We start from the raw sequence: 19,799 nt of genomic DNA, 5'->3' as shown, positions 1-19,799 counted from the left end.
TAATTCAATCTAACGCTTAATTACTTATAAAATAACTTAAGGTATCTAGCTTAACTGTATTTTCTTTATTAATACCATTGTCTACCCTGCATTTCCTTACTTTAAACAGATCATCAAGAGATTGTTAATGTTTAAGGAGAAAGATTTGAAAACCCATTTTCCATTATCATATTCTAAAAATTTATTATATTATTTTTATCTAATAAGGCACAGAAACAACGGGTAAACTTCAGTGTGCTTGAGAAACGTTCTTAGGGTGAAACGTTTAAAGGGTACTTTAGTACTGAGTTTTTATTAAATGTTCCTGTACCTAATATTTAAATTAACGTATGTCAAAATATTTTACAATACGAGTGTTAAACGTTACATATTTCTATATAAAATGATACATTTCATCAGCACGCCTCCCTAATATTTATGCTAAATGTAGAAAATTCAGCTCGTTAGGATTTAATTTTAGAATTCTCATAAAAGCATATGATAGATTAGGCACGTAATTGTCACAAATTAATAGTCTATCTACTTTTTAATTACCTATGAAAACTCTATTACCGCTTTATTATTTACTCCTAAACCAAAGCACATCTATACCTACAATTTCTTAAAACTCTTTTAGATAATCTTTCAAAAGATTCCATAGTTTTATATTTTATATTTTTTTATTGTACATTTTTGCATTTGATGTTAGGATTATGCCTATTAAAATTGAATCCTAACGATTCTTCTTTATAATTTCCATATTTTAATTGTTAAATAAAAATATAGATTCTGATATATATATTCAAAATCAGACCTAAAATATCTTTATTTTACAATGATGTCGTGGCATACCTTTAGAATGGAAAGATATATGCAACAACGTGTTAAGGGGTTACAGGAGGAACAAAAATGAGAGACTTTTTTGATGATAAGTACAAAAATATTGAATTAAAAAGGAGGTTAATCAATTTAATAAGTGAAATTAGCGAATTCAAAGGTAAATTAGCTGCTTATCAGGAACAAAACCCTGACATATTTAATAGTTTAGAAAAAACTATACCACTACATTACATAAAAAATTTCACAACTATTTATGAGGATATAAAAGTTCCTAATAAAAGATTAAAAGAACTTATTTTAGATGATATAGTACCTCAAAATATTTCTGAAGATGCTATTTTTTGTTATTATCAAACACTTTCTTTTGTACATAAAAACTCCTGTACTTTATCAATTAATCCAGCAACTATACAGGAATTACATTTTCAACTAATACATTACCTTACCTCTGACAGTGCCAAATGGCGTGAAAAACCTTTTATTATTCCAGGTATTCCTGAGCATGGAATGCACTTGAATAGTTACCGCATTCTTCCGCATGAACTCATTCCACAGTTTATGGAGCAATTATGTGATCAATACAACTCATTAAATACTAGTAAGGGGCTACATTCACTTTTATTAATAGCTCGTTTTATATTAAATTTTTATTGCATAGTCCCTTTCAATCAAGGTAATAACAGGCTGGCATTTATGTTAATGCAATTGCTGTTAATTAAGAGTGGACATACATTTGTAAAATATGTATGTTTGGATAAATATATTAAGAAAAACGAATCTGATTATTACAATTCGATTTATAAATCTTCAGTGAATTGGTACTGCGAGGAACATAATAATAGCTTTTGGTTAAAAACGTTTTTAACAATTATATTAGAGGCTTACAAAGATCTACATAACACAGTTCTAGATTCTATATGTAAACATACTAAAGTTGAGAGAATTCAGGATTTTATACTTAAACAAAAACAACCTTTTACTAAGGAAAGTATTCGTAACACTTATCCAGACATTGCAGAAAGTACAATCAGTAAGGCTTTAAATTCCTTGCAAGTGTTTGGCCATATTAAGCTAGTTACAAAAGGAAGAAACGCAACGTGGATTAAGATTTGACCATATTTTCAATACACATGAGGTTTAAAAATTCAATTATAACCTTATCATTGAATTTCATTTTAATTTTAAGATAATATTACTTTTTTAGTTATTTCTAATTCCAACAAAACATATTATAGGAAAAGGTCCGCTTTCCCCCGCCTTTTCCTATAATAAAATGAAATATAAACAGAAAATAATTGTCGAAAAAAGTCTAATTTTAATGTTTTTTCTTTATTTTCTGGTTGTAAACGCTTCTATTTCGTGTTACCATCTTAATCAAACAATAGATGGTCATAAAAATGAAAGTATTTCTTTCCCTTAGAAACATATAAACGTACGGTAATCTCAAGAAAATAAGGCCAAAGCAATATTTGATACCTACCAAAATAGCTAATAGGAATTTTGCGCATATGTTTTTCTGTTAATTCAGAAAAAACATTTTGTCCCTAAACAAAATTTGTTAGCGCGCAAACTTTAATTACACTAGAACACCCAAATAAATATAATGTCTTTTTAATTGAGCATTAAGATATGAAAAAAGAATTCTTCCTACAAAATTCAGCTGATGAACTTAAAGACATCTAAATTACTACCTTAAACGCCATCTATTGTTGACAATATATTTATCAACTATGAAAAAGAGCCTATCAAGGGTTCTTTTTTGTTATAATCATTCAAATTTCAATTCTATCTTGATACTTAGATTCCCCCACAAATCACCTCTACTTTTTTGCTCTCAATTATTAATTTCCGTTCCCAATTTGTTTAAATTTGTGAATAAAATTCCATTTTATAAAAATAATAAATACAACTAATCGTTATATATTAAAGAGGTGTCAATTTTGTCTTTAAATGAAGAGATCTTAGAAACTAAAACAGATAAAAACATTGAAAAGATCCAAACAAGTAACTTAAAAGAACTTAAAAATACATTAGATAACATCTTTGATATTAGTGCAGATTTAATTGAACACCCTTTGCAATTAAAAACAAATACGAATATTCTACTATATTACTTTGAAGGCCTTACTGATGGTGTTGCTTTAAAAGGCAATGTTGTTACACCATTATTACAAGAAGTAAATGAAGACAGTCAAATATTTAATTCTAATATTATCGCTACTCATACCAAAATAGTATATACATGGAATGAAATTAAAGAAGGATTACTTGAAGGTCAATGTGTACTATTTATGGAAGGAGAAAATCGTTCACTTCTAATAAATACAAAAGGCTGGGCAGAGAGAGCAATTCAAGAACCAATTTCAGAAGTTACTATTAAAGGATCGCATGATGGATTTATTGAGAATGCCACAAAAAATATAGGCTTAATTCGTCGATATCTTCCTTCTGCAGAGTTAAAAATCAAAAAGCTGACGATTGGAGAACGAGCAACTTCTGTTGTTTATTTAATTTATTTAGGTGACGTTGCGAATGCAGATGTAGTTCAAGAAATAGAAAACAGAATCTGTAGAATTAAAACGGATGCGGTATTAAGCATTGGTGAACTATCTAATTTTACAAAGGATCAAAATTGGTCTCCTTTTCCACAGGCTTATTTAAGCGAACGCCCAGATGCTATTTCAAACCATATACTTGATGGAAAAGTAGCGGTGTTAATGGATAGATCCCCTGGCGCAATGATTGTTCCAATGAATTTAATTGGATTCTTTCAAACTCCAGATGATTATAATATTCATTGGCTCATTGCTTCATTTTTTCGCTTATTACGATTTGCAGGATTTATTATAGCTATTTTTTTACCAGCATTTTATATAGCTATAGTCTCTTTTCACTTTGAAATCATTCCTATAGATTTATACACTTCTATTGCAACGTCAAGAGTCAAAGTCCCTTTCTCTCCCTTATTGGAAGCTTTTATAATGGAAATCACACTAGAAATGCTACGTGAAGCTGGTATTCGCTTACCACAACCAATTGGACAAACCATTGGAATAGTTGGAGGGATTGTAATTGGACAGGCGGCTGTTCAAGCTGGTCTTGTTAGTAACGTTATGGTTATTATCGTATCTATTACAGCCATTGCTTCATTTATTGTTTCTAATTATGATTTATCAAGTTCTATACGCCTTATTCGTTTTCCAATGATGTTATTGGCTTACTTTTATGGCATTGTAGGTATTGTTAGTGGATTAATGCTCTTATTTGCTCATTTTGTTTCACTAACTTCATATGGTTCACCATATGGATTGCCAATTGCGCCATTTCGTCTCCAAGAGTTAAAAGATTCTTTTGTAAGATTTCCTATTTCTATGCTTACCAGTCGTTCGAGTACAGGGCAGCCGAAACAAAGAAAGAAAAAAGAAGGTGGTTAACATGGGGAATCTTAAATTCAAAAATATAACTTTATTCGAATTTATTATTTTCATCCATTCGCTGCAACTTGCATCTGGTATGTTAATTATGCCAAGCCCACTTGCTACTACTGCTGGCACAGATGGTTGGATTTCAATCATTCTTGGATGGATGGTTACTTCTATAATCGGTGTATTTATTATATTAATGTTACAAAAAAATCCCAACAAAAATTTCTCGCAAATCTTAAAAACATACTTTGGTAAATGGCTAGGGACGATTCTTTTTCTTTTATATGCCTGTTATCTATTTTTTGCTGGCTTTAATACTTTACTAAAGGCAACTGATATTGTAAAAGTTTGGATATTCCCTTCCACTCCTGCTTATCAAATCACCATATTATTACTATTACCTTTTATTATTTTAGCTCTGAGTGGGTTAAGGGCTCTTACTAGTTATTCTATGCTTGTTTTCTTCTTCACTACTTGGATGCCACTATTTCTTCTTTTTTCACTAAAGAGTAACTACACCCCTTTACACCTACTACCTATTTTTAAAGAGGGATTATACCCTATTTTAAAGGGAACAAAAGAAACTATTACTCCTTATGCTGGCTTAGAAATTGCATATTATATATATCCGTTCTTACAAAAAAAACAAAAGGCCATAAGAGGACTACTAATAGCTAATACTGGAACCATGATTTTCTATCTATACGTGACTATTCTTTCTTATATATACTTTAGCCCCGAGGGGATAAAAGACGTAATTTGGCCCGTATTTCATTTGTTACAAGGGGTTCGTTTTTCTTTCATGGAACGATTAGAAATTATTTATATCGCTTACTATTTAATTGTATTCTCCACTACTTTATATCCGTATTTATTTTTCAGTTTTGAATCTATGACCATATCACTTCAAAAAAACGCCCGAAATTGGGCGCTGCTTGCTTTTATGTTATTTATAGTTGGGCTATTTATTTTCCTAAATCCCGATGTGGATCAATATTTGTTTATATATTCTCTTATGGATATCTTAAATGTCATTTTCTTTATTCTTTTACCAATCTTATTTTTCGCTTACAGTATTCTTTTTACTTGGGTTACTAGGAGGAAACAACTTTGATTCGAAAATGGATATGGATTGTAATTTGTTGTGTGTATATAATTGGTTGTAGTCAGAGAGTTCCTCTTGAGAAGGTTTCATTAATCCTTTTAATTGGCTTGGATAGAACCTCTAATGGAGACATAAAAGTTGGAACAAGCATACCACTCTTTCATCATAAGCAGCAAAAAAGTACTATAGAGCATTGGACACAAGCATCAACTGTATATAATGGATTCAGTAAGATAGATACGAAGTTAACGGGATATCTGACAGCTTCCAAAGCTCAAATCATTTTAATTGGGAAAAAATTAGCGCAAGAAGCAAACTGGTTGCAGGAGCTTGATTCTTCTTACCGTGATCCTTACGCTACCATTAATGCTAAAGTAGTACTTGTAGATGGACCTGCAGAAGAAATTTTTAAAATTCATAAGCCTAGTAAACCATCACTTTCATCTTATATAAATGGTGTAATTGAATCGTCAATTCAAAATAACCAATCAGTCTCTTCTACAATTCAACAATTAATGAGAGAACAAAATGAAGAAGGAATGACGCAAACTGTTCCAATTATCAAAAAAACAAAGGATGAAATCGACACAGTAGGAATTGCATTTTTAAATCGAAAAGGGAAATATTTGACTCATATCCCTAAAAAAGATGTTAAATTTTTCAATCTTATAAATAAGCCAAAAAGTAACGGGCGAATGATACTACACCTTGCACTTCCTCCTAAAAATTCCAACAAAAAAACAAATACTTCTATCTTCGTACAGAACGCGACAAGGAAGGTAGATGTAACTTTTCAAAACGGGAAGTTTGTATTTAATCTCGATATATATGCTAATGTAGCTTTAATAGAAAAAACTAATCCGAAGTTAATTAAGGGGTACTATAATAATAAAAAAAATATAAATAATTTAAAAAGTGCTATTCAAAAAGAAATTAATAATAATTTACAAAATATGTTGTATGAAATACAGCAGAATAAAATTGATCCAATCGGATTATCCCTATATGCTAGAGCATTTCAATATAAAGAGTGGAAAAAAGTAAAAGGAGATTGGTCGCAAGCGTTAGCAGAGGCTAAAATAAATGTAAAGACACACGTCAAAATAAAAGATACTGGGACCATTAGAAATTAAAATAGACTAGTCTATTTTTCTGCTTAAAAGTTTTTCTAAGTGGGTTTTCCCTCTTTAATAATTATTATGCAAAAGATGCTAACTCGAAAAACTCTTTCCGTTCTCTTAAAAAGGCAATAATTTAAGAGGAACCATTTATATGCCTAATAACTCAAATAAAATCGATACTATACTTAGGTTAGATCTTAAAATCTAAAAACCTTATTCCAAACTTAGACCTAATTGATTGCTCCTCTCCCTTCCTTGGGGCTAAGTAGCTAGCTTTTGCTAGCTGCTTTTTTTATTAAACGGATAAAATTCGATATTCTAACAATACTACTCATAATACAACTTGAGCAGTTAACTTTTGTTAGCTGCTCTTTATTTGTACAAGGTACTCAATTGACTGGCGCACATATAATATCCTGAGTTCCTTTCTTTATAAAATAGTCGTTATAAAATGAGACTCGTCACGAGAGCACTTTACTAAGTGCTCTTTTTATACTCCAACTTAATACAAAATGAAAGTTTGATTAAGCTTATTTTTACTACCGCATAACATGTTTAATTCTGCTTATAATATAGTTGTAACTTAAAGTTACATATCTTTTACTTGTAGGGCCTAATTTTCTTTTGTACAACAAGCAGTTAGTTAATTAAGCTGGCTGGCTGCTTTGTTTTGCAAAAAGAAGTTTTTATACGATTTTAAACACATTTAAAAATAAATTCATATGATATTACGTATTCCTCTCTTTTACAAAATGGATTTTGGTCAAAAGAGCACTTTTACGAAGTGCTCTTTTCTCATGGAATTAAAGCTCTACAAAATAGCATTTTTGTTTAGTTTCACTCTAAAAGTAAAATTTTCATTTTTTCATTCCACCAAGTTCATAACATATTCTTTTCCCCCGATAAAATAATGATTAGGTGTCCCATGCGCATTTTATCCACTGGAAATAATACCTTTCACGTACTTACGTATTAGAAACTTCATTTCTGCTTCTTCTGCAATAGCAATTTTGTTCACTTTTTTGATACATTTATGAAACATTCACATGTTATCTTCAATATGTTCTATTCTTTTTGAAAAACCATGTGAGAATACCAAAACAAGAAGCCCTAGAGCCCTAACTCTAAGGCTTCTTGTTTTCAAATAAGGATTTTGTATTAAATCTGCACCAAGATTAAGAAGCATACATACCATATCTTGTGCACCTTTTTTACATAAATCTTGATCATTGGACGCCTTTAAAAGCGCTCTTTTTTGTTGATAAACTACACAAAGAGAAAAAAACGCATACAATGTCACGTATTCTTTTCATTATAACCTCAGTAAGTCCTTATTTAGCATGTAAAAAGGACTGCTAATTACCTGCAGCCCTTTACACTTCAAAGTTTAGAAGTATACAATAACAAATCTTTCCCAGCTTCCAGCTACATAACTAGTAGCCGTTAATTCTCTACCACCATTTGCTGATATATACCTACCATTACTGAGTGCTTGTAATACATATATCCTATTGTCTCCACCATTATATAAGATAAACTTTTCCCATGTCCCAATTGATGTACGATCTGCTACTACTCTACCATTTGGCTCAAACGAAACATACTTCCCATTACTTTTGGCTTTTAAAGCGTACATATATAATTCTCCAGTCGGAATTAATTCAAATTTCTCCCATTCATTAACTACATTACGATTTGCTGTTACATTTCCCAAAGGCTCAGCAGAAACATATTGTAAATTTGCTGCCTGTATAGCAACTGTCCAACTTCCATTAAATAAATTCACGCCTTTTAGTGAACCTGCTTTTGATAGATTTGCTGCCGATACATCATTCGATGGTGTAATCATCAATATCATTAAAACCATCGGCAACATCATTAAAACTAACTTTTTTGAGATTGTATTACCACTTGCACGTGTTATGAACCTCTTCATTCCCATTCCTCCCTCAATATACATAGAACTCATATACATCATACCAAATATGTAAAATATTGTAATACTAGAGAGTTTATCAATAAATACCTTACTATTCTGTTTCTTTTTTCTCAAATCTATAGCACTTAAACATGTATCAATTCTCAAGCACATTTTTTAAATTATTTTCTCGTAATAAAAAAATGTAGCAGTTGATAGCAACGAGAGTATAGACAAAAGAGAGAGTATTTTCATTTCACTTTTCTTTAAATAAAAGCCAAATAGCCGTTCATAATGAACGACTATTTGCATCTAACGAATAATTAGAAGGTTCTTCATGTTAATCTATTTTGTTTAATCCCGTTGAAGTAACTTGATAGGTTCTTTTTTTGCCTATATATTCTTGTTTATTATTCTCAAGGTTAATAAGTGTAGCACGTGTCTTTTCCTTTACTGCTTCCCCTTCTATATGGGTAAACTCAATGTAATCTCCCGTTTTTACGGGCACCATTTGGAATTCAGCAGTTTGTTGTCTGTTTCCCACTATTTCCTTATTATACACAACACTACCGGTTGAATTCTTTACTGTAATACTTGCATACGTATTATTAAAGTAAGAATGTGGTACGCCTGCTTCTAAATTCACCTGCATTTTCTCTGTTGTCCTATTATAATTAACTTTTGCGATTTCTCTATCGCTATATCCTTTTAAAGACCACCCAAAATGATTTCCATCTAAAACCGTTGTTTCTGGCATTTTTTCTACTTTCTTCAGGCCTTCCTTTGTAACTTCGTATAGGGCTTTTTTTCCAAAGCTCTCTTGTTTACTATTATCTACATTTGTAAGAGTAGCTCTATGTACACCTTCTAGATGTGTTAACTCTATATAATCGCCTACTTTGACTGGAACTTTCTGCGATTCTGCATTTTGCTGTTTGTTTCCATAAATCTCTTTGTTATAGACCACTTTACCTGATGTGTTTTGCACTTTAATACTTGCATATGTACTATCAAAGTAGTCATGTGGTACACCTGCTTTTAGATCGATTTGCATTTCTTCTGTTGGTTTATTTAAATTTACTTTCGCAAATTCAAAATCTCCAATCCCTTTCAGCGACCATGCAAATTCATTACCTTCAAAAATGTTTGGAGATTCATTTTTGATTTGTACCTTTTTCTCAACAGTTTGATCAAATATATCCGTTAATACAATTTTTGCATAAGCATTTGTTGGTAATGATATAGATTGACTGATTCCATTTTGATAAGATTTAATATCATTAATTACGTTAATAGGTTGGCCCGTCATATTTTCATTGTTATAAATTTCAATTTTCCCCTTAAATTGCGGTGTACTATTTTCTTTTAGTTTCCAAGATACATTTAATTTTTCATTTTCATAATATATAGATTGGATATCAAAATCTAGTTTTCCTATTTCAGGTTGAGTAGGTTGATTTAGCGTGAATATTTTTCCTGCCCCAATAGTAGACTGCGTATTACCTCCTGCTTTGACCCATACATATTCTGAAGTAGATCCTCCATCATATTGATAAGTATTATCATGCGTTCCAGAAATACTTTGATTATTCCAAGAACTCCATTGTTTATCAACTAATTTTCGGCTATAACCATTTTTCAAGCGCGCTTCTCGAACATTCTGTCCACTATCAGCCCAGTCTTCTTGAAACATTCCTAAACCATGATTAAATGCAACATTAGCAACCGGAAAGTCCATAATTGCAATTTGATGCCATTTATTCTTTGTTACATCTTTCATCCATTGTCCAAATTTAGTATGACCATTTTCTTGCCATGAACGCATTGTCATCGTGTACCAATTGTAGTCTTTCCAACCATAAGTTGTTTGAACCTTCATTCCTGTTCCTTCTCCTCCAAAGGGTCCAGCTTGCGAATTCGAAGATAAGTATTCGGCCTTTATTGCTTCTTTAGAGGAAATTGGATCCCATAAGGCAAAATGTAAAGTACGTTTTCCATTTTCATCAAACCCACTTTGTTGTTGAAAACCAGCATATCCTCCAGCTTCACCACCTGCATTCCAGTTGTGTACAGCCCAGTACGTATAAGGTGGTGTCTGAACTGGTGACCAGTCTATACTAATAATATCTGAGGCAGGTATATTTTGGGGACTCACATAAACTGCTGGAGCAGCTGAATGTGTTGCAGCTTTAGTGTGCAAAATAGACGTTCCAAACATAGAAAACATGCTACATGCTGCGGTAATTATAATAACTTTATTAAATCTTTGCTTTGTTTTCTGACTAATCACTAATATACATCCTTTTCTAATTTTTATTATTGAATACTAACGTAGTAGAGAAATCTATCAAAATTCAAACAACATCCAGTAATTCTTTAAAATACTGGATGTTGTTCTATCTTTACATCTGATTCTTACATATTAATTGATTGTAATTGCTTTCCATAACGATAGTGCAAATATCCAATTCGGGTCACCATTTCCTTGATGATTTTGAACAGCTTCATACACTGTCCCTTGATGTTCTACTTTATCGCCCTTTGTATATGCCTTCTTTGGATCCCATTTTTCATAAGATACATTTTGATCTTTGGTTTTTACAAGAAGAATTTCACTTTGGATTGATGTATTTCCAGCTGCATCTACAGCCTTCACTGCATATTTATATTCCTTATTAACTGTTAAGTTTTGATCAGTAAACATCGTTCCTTGTACCGTTTGAATCAATTGTCCATCGCGTAATACCTGATATTCTTTTACACCTACATTATCTGTAGAAGGATTCCATTTTAGCTCTACACTGTTAGAAGTAAGGTTGCTTGCATATAATCCTTGTGGCTGTGTTGGAGCTTCTGTGTCCGGTTTCGGATTAACAATTTGATTTACTTTCTTCAGACCTTCCTTTGTAACTTCGTACATGGCTTTTTTTCCAAAGCTCTCTTGTTTACTATTATCTACATTTGTGAGAGTAGCTCTATGCACACCTTCTAGATGTGTTAACTCAATATAATCTCCTACTTTGACTGAAACTTTTCGCGATTCAGCATTTTGTTGTTTATTTCCATAAATGTCTTTATTGTATACTACTTTCCCTGATGCATTTTGTACTTTAATACTCGCATATGTTTCATTAAAATAATGATGCGGTACGCCTGCTTTTAAGTCTACTTGCATTTCTTCTGTCGATTTATTGAAATTAATTTTAGCAAACTCGAAATCACTAATTCCTTTTAGTGACCATGCAAACTGGTTTCCTTCTAAAATATTATTTACATTAGGCATATCTGGTTTAATTGGATTAGAATCCGTCCCCTTCCAAATCTCTGCTGTTAAAATTGGATATCCTAATGCAGCTACTTTTTGAATGGTATCGTTATTTGGACGTAATCCCCACTTCTCAAAGAAAGGAATCAAATTTTGTTTGGCTACTTTTGATGCTGAAATCATAAATAATTGTTTTTTATTTTCATCAGTTTGTGGAAGTTCACTTGAAGGCATGTCTCTATACAATTGATGCAATTTAGGATAGAAATCCTCTCCATACGCTAACTGTAGTTGCCAAAGCATAACAAGCTTTACAAAAACATCGCTAATTTCATCATAATTTTTATTCACTTGTTCTAGATATTGAAATGCTTTTGGATAAATTCCACTTTTCTCTAAGTTGGATGGTTGATTAAATGCTTTTTCTACAGAAAGGCTGTATATATTATTTTGTACTTCTGTCATATTATAAAACTTCCAGGGCGATTGTTGTCTCAAATGGCCTGCCTCATGCCAAGGGCCCCAGCCATCTGTTATAAATTTATTAATATCTAACACGTATTGGATTGCATCTCCTACATATGCTGTTCGATAAGAAGTTGCATACATATAATAATCAGGAGAATGATTTTCTTCTACGTAATGAACATAATGTTTATCTACTTGTTCTTCAGATAATCCAGCTACTTTGTCTTGAATTCGAGTAGCTTCATCCATCTTTTTTAAGAGTTGTACAGGATCTGTATTAGAACCCAACAAATATTTCTTAACACGTGCAGGGCTGGCCGTAATTAATACACGTTCGCCTTTTAACTCCACTGCATGTGCATTAGGATATTGGTCCAGCATGTTTATTAAATCTTGTTTCGTATGCTTTCCTAGTTCAAAGAAAGGCGTAGTCGTTCCACCTGTTGTAATTGTTGTTCGAATGCTACCTCCTTGCTGTTTATTATAAAAATAAATCAGCCCCCCATTTGGAGATTGGATTGTGTTTACACCAGGTTTTAATGTAAATGATTTTATCTTAGAATCTTCTCTCCAAGAAGCATCATACGAATACGTTCCAATATATACCTGAATATCTTGATTACCTTCTACATTAATCGTTATTTGTTCATTTGGCTTTGCATATAAACCAGTTGGTTCATATGGACTAAATGCCATACTTTTTCTTTCCTGTTGTTTTAGTACCTCAACATCTCCTTTTCCTGGGACTGTAAATGTTCTATTTTCTGATTTAACTGACTTTTCACTTTGCGGTGATGTCGATAAATTTTTTTGCTGCTCTTTTTGCTCCGCAAAGACATCTGATGAAGAAATCATTCCAGTCGCAAGCATAGTTACTGTAGCAGTAGCTGCAAGTATTTTTCTAGTTTTATGTTTTGAATTATTCCCCATATTATCTCCCTCATTTTTCCTTAGTACTCTTAAGGATTTTTTGTTTTCTTCTTCATGTTTTTACAATCTAAACTATTCATACTATTTAAGTTGTATCTATTACTCTATATTTTTTTATAAATATCTCCTTTTCTTTATGTATTATTGTATATAAATGTTATTTGATGACACATTAAATAACAACTTTACGATAAACTCATCGATAACAGCCTATTATGTTTTGATTCTGTATTCTAAACTTCCATCCAATTGGAGAAATATATCCAAATGGAGAAATAAGTAAATAAATTTCAACATTTAAGGGTTGGAATCTCACGAAAAATTCATAAAACTTTTTTACTTTAAAAGTTTAAACAATTGTGACCACATTTGTTTGAACCTCTATAATTTTTTTCTAAGCTATTCTCTAAAAATCTTATTTTTCGTTGTAAATAAACCTGATTGGTACTCTTTATGCAAAAGAAAAGATGGAATCTTTAATTCAATTCCACCTTTTTTCAAAATAAAAAGCATCTAATTCTATTTGAATTAGATGCTTACATTTAGTCCTTAAGCCTAATATTCTAAACTATTTACGCGTTTGTAAATCTTTTTTTATTACATCCCAGATTGAATTATCTTGACGCATCGGTTTACCCTCTTCATCCCATTTTATTTTTTCTGTTCCCAATTCATAATTCATCCCTGTCCATGTGTCTTCACGGAATGCATAGAATGATTTATGCCATCCTTTTTGGTTAAAGATAGAAATAATATCTTGCATGTATTGGGTAGCACCTGGAACAGTACGGTTAATTCCAAACTCCTCTGCAATAATTCGATTAGATGGTACATGATTTTTCTTAGACCATTATTGAATTGGCTTCAAAAACTTCTCTAATCCCTGCTTATTCCACATTACAGGTTTCTCTAAGTCTCCTACTTTTACTAATCCTGGATATTGATATTCTTTATTTTTCTTTTCACCTTGACTCGTTAATTCATATGGTTCATACATATGAAATGCGTAAAGCGTTTTTTTATCCTTTACTGGCTTTAAGTATTTAAAGGCCCATGGAGTAGCATATAAACCTGAATCTAAAATAACCGGTGTTTCTTGGTCTACTTCACGAATGGAATTGATTACCTTTTGATAAAATCTGTTTAAATCCGCTGTCGTTCCCTCCACTTTTGCATACCATTTCTCGTAATCTTCCGTCCAAAAATCATTATATCTATTATTTTTAGCTGTTTCTGGATGTGGTTCATTTATAATATTATAACCAACCACCGCGGGGTGATCTTTTAGTTCCAAAGCGAGGTCCTTCCAAAATTGACTTGCTTGATCTTGATACTTCTTTTCTTCCTGTACTTTCTAATATAGATAAAAACATTTATATCCTAGAAACCTCAAAAACATTAGGCTGTTACTTCTCTCTGTCGTTCAACATATTTCTACTACATATAATTAAATATTTTTTCAAAAACCACTTCATCAAAGAACATAGGTTCGTGTATAATAATAACAAGAACGAATGTTCTCGTTATTATTAGGAGGAGTTATAGTGTACGACTATTCAATTTTACCGAATAGAATCATTTTATGTGTTGATCTTCGTAGCTTTTATGCTTCTGTTAGTTGCATCAAAATGGGATTAGACCCACTTCATACAAAATTAGCTGTAGTCAGTGATGTGAATAGGAATGGGTCCATTATTTTAGCCGCAACTCCACCTTTAAAAGCAATGGGAGTAAAGAAGTTGACAAGGCTATACGAGATTCCTAGGCAAAAAGATATCCTTATTGTGAATCCAATTATGGGAACCTATATTAAGTGCTCCAATTACATAACGAAGTTAGCTCTACAATATGTTCCTATTGAAGACTTTCATCAATACAGCATCGATGAATTTTTTATGGATATTACCGATAGCATCCATCTATTTGCCCGAAATCCAAATGAATTTGCATTACAGTTTAAACGTGAAATATATGAACACACACGAATTGAATGCACAATCGGGATTGCACCTAACCTATTGATGAGTAAGGTAGCTTTAGATATTGAAGCAAAGAAAAATAAAGACGGAGTCGCTTATTGGACATACGAAGATATACCTACAAAATTATGGAGCATACGGCCGCTTAGTAAGTTTTGGGGTATTTCGCATAAAACAGAAACAAAATTAAATCAAAAAGGAATACATTCTATTGGAGATTTAGCTAATTATCCTCTTAAATATTTAAAACAAAGCTTCGGTGTGATTGGAGAAGAATTACACTTACATAGTAATGGGATTGATTTTAGTCGAATTTCAGAGAAATATGTTCCGGTTACAACTTCTATAGGAAAAAGCCAAATTTTAATGCGTGATTATACAATAGAAGAATTTCCAATTATCCTACTGGAACATACCGAAGAAGTTTGCTATCGATTAAGACAACAAAACAAACTTGCTCGAACCGTTCATTTCTCTGTTGGTTATAGCAAGGATAATGCAGGTGGCATTAGAAAAACACATAGTTTAAGCCGTCCTACAAATTTAACAATGGATATTTATCATATCTGTACATACTTTTTACATCAGCAATATACTGGTGAACCCATTCGTAGCATAAACATATCCTTAACAAACCTAATTCAAGAAGGGGAAGAACAAATTTCTCTTTTTGATGATGTCACAAAACGAGAACAAGAAGTGAAGTTGACAAAAGTAATGGATGAAATACGCACAAAGTTTGGGAAAAACAGTATTTTACGAGGGATTTCCTACACGCATAGCGCTACAGCTAGACACAGAAACACACTAATAGGAGGACATAAATCATGAGTAACGCCAATATGCCAAAAGGAAGAGGAATGGTCAAATGGTCTCCGTTCGCAGCAATGCCAGAACAATTCGCCGGAATACGTGAAATAATTAAAGAGAAAAATAAAATAGCACGTCCCATTTTAACCTCTAAAGAAAAAGAACTGATTGAGAACATGCTTTTATGTTCCTTATTATCCGAAGAAGAAATACTAATTACATATTATGAAGGCGGCTATTTACTTACTAACTATATGACCATCATTGATATAGATCCGTTAAATAGCGCTATCATATGTACGGATGCTTTCTACAATAAGTTAACACTACAATTTTCGGATATACTGGATGTAAAATAGAATAGATTTAAACGTTTGGATTGTTATAAAGGAGCGTATAAAATGCAAGGGAATCAGATAAGAAAGAATACACCAAGAACAGTTATTCATAACAATATAAATAACTATCCCTATTTAAATATACCTATGATTATTAATGAGAACAGTGGAATAACTTACGAGGTTTTAAGCACGGGTTTTCATAATAATGATGCAGTAGCAATAATAACAACGGACGGTTTCACTACAACTAGGGTAAATACACCAATCGTAACAGTAAAAAACGATGATAGTAGTATCCAAGTATTCCGTTTACCCTTAGAATTGGATTATTGGGTGCTTTCATGTATGCGTGCTGCTTCAACAGGAAAAAATCCGTTCCCCTGTAAAGTTGCTTTTGGAATCATTGATACTAAATTTCATGTGGAATTCAAGTAAGAAAGGAGCAAATTAATTTGCTCTTTTTATCGTTTTTGGGACATTAATTTTTCTTAAGCTGATGGGCATGTAGTCGTATCCCTCACTATTAAATTTCAAATGCATAAAAATGAAAAAAAGTTTAAAATAATTTATATACAAATGAAATAATCCAGCGAGAGTATCAAACTGTATACAATTTGCCTTTTCACACTAAAAAATGATACTAAAGTCATTGAAAGGCACCTCAGGTTGTCTTTTTCTTAATTCTAATCTGCGGTAACAAATTCATATTTTTTATATAAAAAGTGGAAAAAATATTTTATAATTCTATTTAGATTAATATTACGTTTTTAATATAAAACTTATAGAAAAATGGCGGTGATTGATTTTATGTTTAATATTTCAAAGGGTGCGATGATAGATACAATAAACAATATAATTTACAACATTGCTCTTTATGTCTTTGTATTTATTATTTGCATGTGGATTTTAGTATGTATTGTTCGATTATTTGTAGGGGGATTATCTAGAGTAATACCTATAACGTATACACCTTCGTTGCAATCTAAAGGAAATGGAAAAAGAAAACAAAATAAAAAAAGGAATGCGTCTTATAGAGTTCAATCAGTTGGAAAGAAAGCAAATACAAATAAAGTTGTAAATTCTGATTTGGATGATGAAGATGATTTTAACGACTATTATGACGACTACAGTTCCCCTAGCTATTATAGCTCTTCTAATAGTTCAAGTTCTGAAAGTTCATATAGTAACTCCAATTATAACAACACTTCTAGTTACAAAAATGAAGATTCCTCTAGATATGATAGTCCTTCTTATAATTCTAGTTATAATAGTAACTCAGATGAAAATGATTACTAATAAAATACTAACTTGTATGATAGTGCATAATCTATTTGTCATAAGAATGCACTCATCCATGTATTCATAATATATTAAATTGCAACAATCATTTTGGTTAGAAATCATATCCATAACATTCAACTTAAGATGGTTCCATACGGAGAAAGGCGCCTTTGGTGTCTTTTCTTTGTATGGATCAGTACCAAGCTTCACAAAACAATTTCCCTTTTTTGATTTGCTCTATTTGACGCTGTTCATGCAAATTGAATCATTCTATCCACTAAACAAGAAATAATTCTCCAAGAGCTGAATATATCACTCAATAAAGCAATTTTTCATATAATTGATTTCTGGTTTCATCTAGACCTATATCCTTAGACTTCTACGCTCGAAGTATCCTTTACGAATCAAACATTCCTTCACTGCTACGGCAATTAAATCTTTTCTTGCTGCAGTAGTTTTTCTAATTCATGAAGAAATGTATGAGTTTTCTCAACATCCTTTAAGATATCCTCTAGGTTCTCATTTGCTACAAAATCTCTAATAGAATGGTTAAAAACCATTAACCTACCATATCTATACTCTATTTCTTTAAACCACACTTCTTTTTCCAAAAGCTTAAAATTTTTACGAATGACTTTTTCCCTTTTTGAAGGGATGGACATAAAGAGTCCTCCTAATACATCACCGATTACATCTCCCATGTGAAAACCTCCTTTTTCTCTATTGTAACATTTAGAAAAAACGATATATAGTAACATTTCCAATACACTTCAAATAACGATTCGTTACCAATTAGAGTGAACGGTAGAACTTGCGTTATTGTTTTTTTCTTATCTCGACAGAATACGACATCACCATTTACCTTAATTTGGTATAATCATCTGTGGAATTTTACAATTTTCAAAATGGAGGAATTAAACATGTTCAAAAAGTTGAGTACCATTGCATTAGGAAGTGCTTTAGCGATGAGTCTAGTTGCTTGTGATGATTCGTCAAACAAAGCTTCTACAGAAAAAAAAGATGAACCAAAACAAGAGGCTAAGAAAGAAGCAAAACAAGACCAAAAACAAGAAACGAAAAAGGACGATAAAAAGAAGATAACGGTAGCCGATGTGGATACTATTAAAACTGGTGATCCTGTAACTGGTGAAGGCGGAGATAAATACGAGGATCTAGTTGCTAAATATGGCGAGCCTGACATCAAATCTGATTCTACAAGTAAAAATATAAAAACGTATACTGCTAGTTGGAGTAAAAATGCAAAAGGTGGCACAGGAGCTAATTTCACCGTTAGTTTCATTGAAAAAGATGGTCAAAAGTTAGCAGTAAGTAAAACTCAAATAGGGATGGAATAAATAAAATATTTTTAAAATCATCCCTAACACAAGGAATATAGATACTTATTTTACTCTCAAAGGCTGAAACATAAACATAACTGCATAACTACTGAAAATAAACATAAAATAGACGTTCTACTCCAAATGGATAGAACGTCTTTTCACTTTACTTCATACATATATCAATTTTTCACTTATTCATTTTGCATTACAATTAAAAAATCGATAAATTCATCTTTATTTACAGGTTTACTGTAATAATAGCCTTGAATTAGATAACATGCATTACGCTGTAATACTGTTAATTGTTCCTTCGTTTCTACTCCTTCTGCGATCACTTTCATGTTTAAAGTATGTGCTAGTGAAATAATGGTTTGTATAATTTCATTTCCATCCGTAGAAGTTCCGATCCTATTAACAAATTCTCTTGGAATTTTCAAGGTATCAATTGGGTACAGAGGCAGATATGCTAATGAAGAATAACCTGTACCAAAATCATCAATTGATAAATGTACACCATATGATTTTAATGCTTTTAACTTCGATAAGGTTTCTTTTTCATCTACCATTGCTATTCGCTCTGTTAATTCCAAATCAATCGAATTAGCAGGTACCCCTATCTCTTCTATGGTAGATATAATGGTTTGAACAAAATCTTTCTGTTCAAACTCTATAGCTGATAAATTTATCCCCATCTTTAGATTTGAAAAGCCCGCAGAATGCCATTCTTTCAGTTGTTGACACGCTTTCTGTGACGTCCACTTCCCAATTGAAATAATCTGCGCCGTTTCTTCTGCGATAGGTATAAACTCAAAAGGAGAAATCAGCCCAAGCTCTGGATGTTGCCAACGTATTAAAGCCTCTGCACCAATAACCTTACCTGCCTTACTATCAATTTGTGGTTGATACAATAAAAACAACTTATTATTTTCAATTGCATTTGGTAAATCCTGTTCTAATCGTAATCGACGAGTTACTTTTTGAGATAATGTCTCGTCAT

Annotated in this window: 13 protein-coding genes and 2 pseudogenes; 9 read left to right on the top strand and 6 right to left on the bottom strand. The window is 31.8% G+C overall.

Translation table 11 applies throughout. The features are described 5' to 3' along the window. Positions 1–888 precede the first annotated feature (888 nt). The 4 genes from HFD78_RS26100 (at position 889) to HFD78_RS26085 (ending at position 6,482) form a co-directional block, all read left to right on the top strand. Positions 889–1,932: a Fic family protein gene (locus tag HFD78_RS26100; RefSeq protein ID WP_001204221.1), complete on the top strand. Its 1,044-nt coding sequence runs from the start codon at positions 889–891 to the stop codon at positions 1,930–1,932. A gap of 827 nt (positions 1,933–2,759) precedes the next feature. Next, positions 2,760–4,253, top strand: a complete 1,494-nt coding sequence (locus HFD78_RS26095; RefSeq protein WP_000055695.1) for a spore germination protein — start codon at positions 2,760–2,762, stop codon at positions 4,251–4,253. A 1-nt stretch (position 4,254) separates the two neighbouring features. After that, complete coding sequence (locus HFD78_RS26090) at positions 4,255–5,358, top strand: GerAB/ArcD/ProY family transporter (RefSeq protein WP_000527364.1); 1,104 nt, start codon at positions 4,255–4,257, stop codon at positions 5,356–5,358. Further along, entirely contained in the window at positions 5,355–6,482 is a 1,128-nt protein-coding gene (locus HFD78_RS26085) for a Ger(x)C family spore germination protein (protein WP_000619987.1), read from the top strand. The genes HFD78_RS26090 and HFD78_RS26085 overlap by 4 nt, the downstream gene beginning before the upstream one ends. Positions 6,483–7,857: 1,375 nt before the next feature. On the opposite strand, the gene HFD78_RS26080 is transcribed toward HFD78_RS26085, so the two are convergent. The 4 genes and pseudogenes from HFD78_RS26080 to HFD78_RS26065 form a co-directional block, all read right to left on the bottom strand. Next, positions 7,858–8,406: a fascin domain-containing protein gene (locus HFD78_RS26080; protein ID WP_000819432.1), complete on the bottom strand. Its 549-nt coding sequence runs from the start codon at positions 8,404–8,406 to the stop codon at positions 7,858–7,860. A gap of 325 nt (positions 8,407–8,731) precedes the next feature. Continuing rightward, positions 8,732–10,678 (bottom strand): annotated as a pseudogene (locus HFD78_RS26075) (DUF3472 domain-containing protein); the annotation flags it as partial. Between the two features lie 132 nt (positions 10,679–10,810). Beyond that, positions 10,811–13,051 (bottom strand): M60 family metallopeptidase, encoded by a 2,241-nt coding sequence (locus tag HFD78_RS26070; RefSeq protein ID WP_000527914.1) that lies wholly within the window; start codon positions 13,049–13,051, stop codon positions 10,811–10,813. 568 nt (positions 13,052–13,619) lie between these two features. Continuing rightward, a pseudogene (locus tag HFD78_RS26065) lies at positions 13,620–14,405 on the bottom strand (glycoside hydrolase family 5 protein); the annotation flags it as partial. A gap of 190 nt (positions 14,406–14,595) precedes the next feature. Between HFD78_RS26065 and HFD78_RS26060 the strand changes: the two are divergent. The 4 genes from HFD78_RS26060 (at position 14,596) to HFD78_RS26045 (ending at position 17,477) form a co-directional block, all read left to right on the top strand. Next, entirely contained in the window at positions 14,596–15,861 is a 1,266-nt protein-coding gene (locus tag HFD78_RS26060) for a Y-family DNA polymerase (protein WP_098920051.1), read from the top strand. After that, positions 15,858–16,199, top strand: coding sequence for a YolD-like family protein (locus tag HFD78_RS26055; RefSeq protein ID WP_000063578.1), 342 nt, complete (start codon positions 15,858–15,860; stop codon positions 16,197–16,199). The genes HFD78_RS26060 and HFD78_RS26055 overlap by 4 nt, the downstream gene beginning before the upstream one ends. 42 nt (positions 16,200–16,241) lie before the next feature. Next, on the top strand, positions 16,242–16,616 hold the full coding sequence (locus tag HFD78_RS26050) for a hypothetical protein (RefSeq protein ID WP_001161901.1): 375 nt from the start codon (positions 16,242–16,244) through the stop codon (positions 16,614–16,616). A 372-nt stretch (positions 16,617–16,988) separates the two neighbouring features. Continuing rightward, the gene (locus HFD78_RS26045; RefSeq protein WP_097814511.1) at positions 16,989–17,477 is read left to right on the top strand and encodes a hypothetical protein; all 489 of its coding nucleotides are present in this window, start codon (positions 16,989–16,991) and stop codon (positions 17,475–17,477) included. 416 nt (positions 17,478–17,893) lie between these two features. Here HFD78_RS26045 and HFD78_RS26040 read toward each other — a convergent pair whose 3' ends face one another. Beyond that, positions 17,894–18,163, bottom strand: a complete 270-nt coding sequence (locus HFD78_RS26040) for a hypothetical protein (protein WP_000503058.1) — start codon at positions 18,161–18,163, stop codon at positions 17,894–17,896. A gap of 219 nt (positions 18,164–18,382) precedes the next feature. Between HFD78_RS26040 and HFD78_RS26035 the strand changes: the two genes are divergently transcribed. Then, positions 18,383–18,817, top strand: a complete 435-nt coding sequence (locus HFD78_RS26035) for a hypothetical protein (protein WP_000473786.1) — start codon at positions 18,383–18,385, stop codon at positions 18,815–18,817. 176 nt (positions 18,818–18,993) lie between these two features. Here HFD78_RS26035 and HFD78_RS26030 read toward each other — a convergent pair. After that, a partial coding sequence (locus tag HFD78_RS26030) for a putative bifunctional diguanylate cyclase/phosphodiesterase (RefSeq protein WP_139848555.1) occupies positions 18,994–19,799 on the bottom strand: 806 nt, incomplete at its 5' end.

Origin of the sequence: Bacillus sp. EKM501B, from assembly GCF_011800505.1 — a bacterium.
Taxonomy (GTDB): Bacteria; Bacillota; Bacilli; order Bacillales; family Bacillaceae_G; genus Bacillus_A; species Bacillus_A cereus.
Note: the sequence above shows the minus strand (reverse complement) of the source record. Positions and strands in the feature narration are given on the sequence as shown.